This window comes from Micromonospora palythoicola, assembly GCF_036689795.1.
Classification (GTDB): domain Bacteria; phylum Actinomycetota; class Actinomycetes; order Mycobacteriales; family Micromonosporaceae; genus Micromonospora; species Micromonospora palythoicola.
On record NZ_JBAGKI010000126.1, the window covers coordinates 1 to 5207 of the forward strand.

Annotated in this window: 1 protein-coding gene; it reads right to left on the minus strand. The window is 70.1% G+C overall.

The features are described from left to right. Positions 1-141 precede the first annotated feature (141 nt). On the minus strand, positions 142-4806 hold the full coding sequence (locus V5O40_RS27720; RefSeq protein ID WP_332908183.1) for a ThuA domain-containing protein: 4665 nt from the start codon (positions 4804-4806) through the stop codon (positions 142-144). Positions 4807-5207 lie beyond the last annotated feature (401 nt).

Here is a 5207-nt window from a genome sequence, read left to right on the forward strand (position 1 = left end):
TTAATGGCCAGACTTCACTGGATCACGGATCGGTACACGCACGCGACAGTCCCGTCCAGCCTGCCCACAGCGCAACGAGCGCCGGCCCGCACCTCGGACAGCGGTGCGGGCCGGCGGATGTGGGTCGGCGAGCCGGGCCACCTACCCGGGCGTGAGCCGGAAGTAGTCGAACGCGGCCGTCTTCGAGGCGGTCTGGTTGGCGCCGAGAGTGAACAGGCCCACCCTCGGGGTCGTCCCGACCGCGGTGCTCGTCAACGTTTGCAGGGTCGTCCACGTCGTGCCGTCGGCCGAGTACGCGGCGGTGAAGGTGTTTCCGCTGCGCGCCAGCCGTAGGTGCCAGATGCCCTGGGTCAGGCCGGTCGCCTGGGGCTGCGTACTCTGCACCACCCCGCCGACCTCGCTGCGGAACTCGATCCGCCGAGAGACCGTCTGACCGGCGGCGTTGTCGGTCACGTAGTCGAACTTCAGGTAGTTGTCGTCGTCGGCGTACACCAGCAGGCCGGCCTGCTGGTACTGCTCGTTGAACAGGCTGCCGTCGACCCGGGTCTGCATGGTCCAGTTCCCGGCCGGGCTGTTCTGGAGGATGAAGTTCGTCGGCCCGGTGTTGCCGGTGCCGTAGATGTCACCGTTCGGCACGTCGATGCGCAGCGCGCCGTCGGTCACCCGGTACCGGGTCGAGTCCTCCCGCACGACGGCGTTCCACCGGCACTTCTCCAGGCTGGTGCCGGTGAACTCGTCCGACGGCGTGACGACACCCGTGGTGGCGTCCGGGGTGATCCGGAACCAGTCGAACTGCGCGTTCACCACCGGCGCGGTGGTGCCGCCGTTGAGCGCGAAGAGACCGATCCGGGGGTTGCTGATCCCGGCCAGCGCGGCGGACCGACCGACCGCGGTGAAGGTCTGCCCGTCCGTCGAGTAGGCGGCGGTCAGGTTCGTCCCGTCGCTGGTCAGTCGCAGATGGATGGTGTCACCGGTGGGCGCCGCGGTGGAGTCCGCGCTCTCGTTGCGCGGGGTGCCGGCGGTCTCCCGGAGGAACTCGACCTTCCGGTTGCCACCGTAGACCAGGTCCAGCTTGGCGTAGTTGTCGTCGTCGCCGTAGACGAGCAGACCGGCCTGCTGGTAGTCGGCCCGGGCCGCCACGGTGACCCGGGTGGTCGCCTGCCAGGCACCGCTGGGTGCGGGCTGGAGCACCAGGTTGGTGGCGTCGTTGCGGGTGCCGTACAGGTCACCCGCCGCGGTGGGCAGCCGCAGTGAACCGTCGGCGAGGGAGTACGACTCGGTCCCGCGCACCACGCCCGTCCACCGCTGGCGATCCAGCGAGCTGCCGGTGAACTCGTCGGACCGCTGTGCTCCCGGCTCGGCCTGGCAGGGGTTGCCTGCCCCGTCGACCCGGACCGGCACGCTGGCCTGCCCGCGCGCACCCCGGCTGTCGGTGACCGTCAGGGTGGCGGTGTAGCTGCCCGGCGTGGTGTAGGTGTGGCTGGCGTTGAGCGTGCTCGCGGTCGCACCGTCGCCGAAGTCCCAGGCGTACGTCAGGGGGGTGTCCCCGTCCGGGTCGGTGGCCGTACCGGTGAAGGTCACCGCCAACGGCCCGGTCCCGCTGGTCGGGGTGGCCGAGGCGGTGACCGTCGGCGGGGCGTTGCCGCTCACCCCGGGGCCGACGAAGTCCATCCAGTTGACGTTGAACAGGGTGCCGGAGCCGCCGTTCGGATCCCGGGCGACGAAGTACAACGCGCCCTCCGCCGCGGCGCCGTTGGGTATCTGCGCGGTGACGTCGGTGTACGTCTGCCACCCTCCGGTGCCGGTCACGGCGGCGGTGGTGATCAGTGGTCCGTCCGCGGCTGCGGCGCGTACCTCGATCCGGCCACCGGAGGTGGCCGAGGCGACCCGGAACCGGATCGAGGTGAGGCCGGTCAGGCTGGCCGGACTGACCGACCACCAGTCGCCGTCCTCGATGAAGCCGATGTTCTGTCCACCGCCGGCGGTGTCACCGGTGGTCTCCCGCTCCACCCCGGCGGTGCCGCCCCCGGTGGCCCCCGCCACCCGTCCGGTGGCGGAGAAGTACTCGGCCTCCTTGCGCTTGGGCTGGAGGACCACCAGCGCCCGGCCGGTCTGCGGCTCGGCCCCGTCGGCTCCGCCCTGGTCGGTGTAGCTCGCCTCCAGCACGGTGAAGACGTTCGCCTCCGCCCCGTGGCCGTCGGCGAGCTGGGTCTGCACCGTGCCGGTGCAGCCGGTGTGCCGCTCCAGCGGGTGCGCGTGCTCGTCGTGGCCGAGCAGGACCTGGAGTTCGACCTCGTCGCAGTCGATCGTCCCGTCCTCCGGGTCGGTGACCTTGATGGTGTAGGCGACCTGGTCACCCCAGCCGAAGAAGCCACCGTCCGGCGGGAACTCGATGGTCACGGTCGGTGCCGTGTTGCCGACGGTGATCGGCACGTTCGCCACCGCGCTCCGCCCCGCCGGGTTGGTCACCCGCAGTTGCGCGGTGTAGCTGCCGGACTGGGCGTACGTGTGGGTCGGGTTGGCCTGGGTGGAGGTGCCGCCGTCGCCGAACGTCCAGGCGTAGGTGAGTGCTCCGCCGTCGGGGTCGCGTGAGCCGGCGCTGGAGAAGGTGACGGCCAGCGGTGGCGCTCCGGAGGTGGGGTTCGCCGAGGCGACCGCGATCGGGGCGCGGGCACCGGCGGTGTAGTCGATGCGGTAGACGCCGGAGTTGTCGTTGTTGCCGCCGAAGCCGCTGCCCCACTCGATCAGGTACAGCGCGCCGTCGGGGCCGAACTCGAAGTCCATCGGCCGGACGAAGGTCATCTGGTCGAGGATCCGGTTGATGTCGACGAGGGACTTGCCGTCCCGGGTGACCTGCATGGTGTACATCCGCGACTGGTTCCACTCGCCGAACATGGCCTTGCCGTCGAAGTACGCCGGCCACTGGCGGCGCGACGAGATGGTCGGGTCGAACCGGTAGACCGGGCCGGCCATCGGCGCTCCGCCGCCGCCGATCTCCGGGAAACGGCTGTTGCCGCCGTAGCCGTAGTCGACCGTGGCCGGGATGGCCGCCGGCAGGTTGGTCAGACCGGTGTTGTTGGGGGAGTTGTTCACCGGCGCGGAGCAGTTGAACTTCGCCCCGCTCGGACCGGACGGGAACTGGTAGTCGTTGTACGCCTGGTTGTTGCCGTGGCAGTACGGCCAGCCGAAGTTGCCGGGCCGGTCGACGATGTTCCACTCCACCAGGCCCTCCGGGCCCCGGTTCGCGTTCGTGGTGGTGGCGTCCGGGCCGTAGTCGGCGACGTAGAGCACGTTGGTGACCGGGTCGATGCCGATCCGGAACGGGTTGCGCAGACCCATCGCGTAGATCTCCGGTCGGGTCCGCGCGGTGCCCGGCGCGAAGAGGTTGCCGGCCGGGATGGTGTACGTGCCGTCGGCCTGCGGCCGGATCCGGAGCACCTTGCCACGCAGGTCGTTGGTGTTGCCGGCGGTGCGCTGCGAGTCGTAGTCCGCCCGGCCGGAGCGCTCGTCCAGCGGGCTGTAGCCACCGGATTCGAAGGGGTTGGTGTTGTCCCCGGTGGCCAGGTACAGGTTGCCGGCCGAGTCGAAGGTCATCGTCCCGCCCATGTGGCAGCAGGTGTTGCGCTGCGTGGGCACCTCCAGAACGACCCGCTCGCTGGACGGGTTGATCGTGTCACCGGTGACGGTGAACCGGGACAGGTTGTTGCGGGAACCGCCCGCGCTGGGGGCGTAGTAGAGCCAGACCCACCCGTTGCTGGCGAAGTTGGGGTCGAGGCGGATGCCCAGCAGGCCGTCCTCGTTGCCGGCGAAGACGCTCAGCCGCAGCGCGGTGACGGTCTGGCCGGTGTCCGGCTTGATGATCTGCACCCGACCGTCGCGTTCGATGTAGAAGACCCGGCCGTCGGGCGCGATGTCCAGCTCCATCGGGTTGCTGGTGTTGCTGTCCAGCGTCACCTTCTCGAAGCTGGCGGCCCGGCCGGCACCGCAGTCGGCGTGCACCACCCCGGCCGCGGTCTGGATGCCGCCGAGCAGGTGTTGCCGGAACTGGGCGTTGGTGAAGGACTCCTGGGTGTGCCCGCCACCGGTGTACCAGGAACGTCCGCCGTCGAAGTTCTGGCACCAGGCGATCGGGTGGTCCTGCCCCATCGCTCCGCTGCCCGGGCTGTAGCTGCGCTCGTCGAGCGAGGCCAGCACCTGCACCTGGCGGGCGCGGGGGTTGGTGCGGAAGTTGTACCACTCGTCGAACCGGGACCACCGCTCCGGCAGGTGCCGGGTCGACTCGTGGGTGGTGTCCTCGACCTTCACCGTGGCCGTCTGGTTGGCCGGGTGGCTGTTGAAGTAGGCACCGACGAGTTGGCCGTACCAGGCCCAGTCGTACTCGGTGTCGGACGCCGCGTGCACGCCGACGTATCCGCCACCGGCGCGGATGTAGCGCTCGAAGGCCGCCTGCTGACTGGTGTTGAGCACGTCGCCGGTGGTGGACAACCAGATGACCGCCTTGAACCTGGCGAGGTTGGTGTCGGTGAAGGCGGCGCTGTCCTCGGTGGTGGTGACGGTGAACCCGTTCGCCGTGCCGAGTTGCTGGATCGCGCTGATGCCGGCCGGGATCGAGTCGTGCCGGAATCCGGCGGTCTTGGAGAAGACCAGGACGGAGTAGGGCTCCGCCGCCGCGGCTACCGGCGCGGCAGCCTGGGCGGCGGCCGGGCCGGCGACCGGGGCCGGCGCGGCGGTCAGGATGAGTACGAAGGCGAGTAGCGCCACGGTCACTGCGGCGAGCGGAGCTCGCCGCCGACTGGGTCGGGGCACGAGGATCTCCTCTGTCCGTGGGACGGTTCGGAGTGGACGGCGATGTCACTCCCGTCGGTCCGACCGCCCATACCTGACGAACGAGGTCTGGGTGCCGACTCAGCCGATCCGATCACTCAATTTGCATCAGTGAATCTAGTTTCGAGCAAGGTGGAGACTTGTAACGTTTTGGTAACGGGACCATTTTCTATTGGTGTGAGTCGCTGTATATCCGGCCTTTCTCCGGCCGCCGTGCTGCCGCGAGTCCGTTCAGCAGGCCGTGGCGGAGTCGGCATGACCGGGTGGCCCGCGCCGCCCCCCGCGGCGCGGGGCGGGGGTTGCGGGGCCCGCGAAACCAACGTACGGGACCCCCAACCCACCCACCGGAGCCCCGGGTTCCCGGCGGGGAGGGGGGGGGTCTG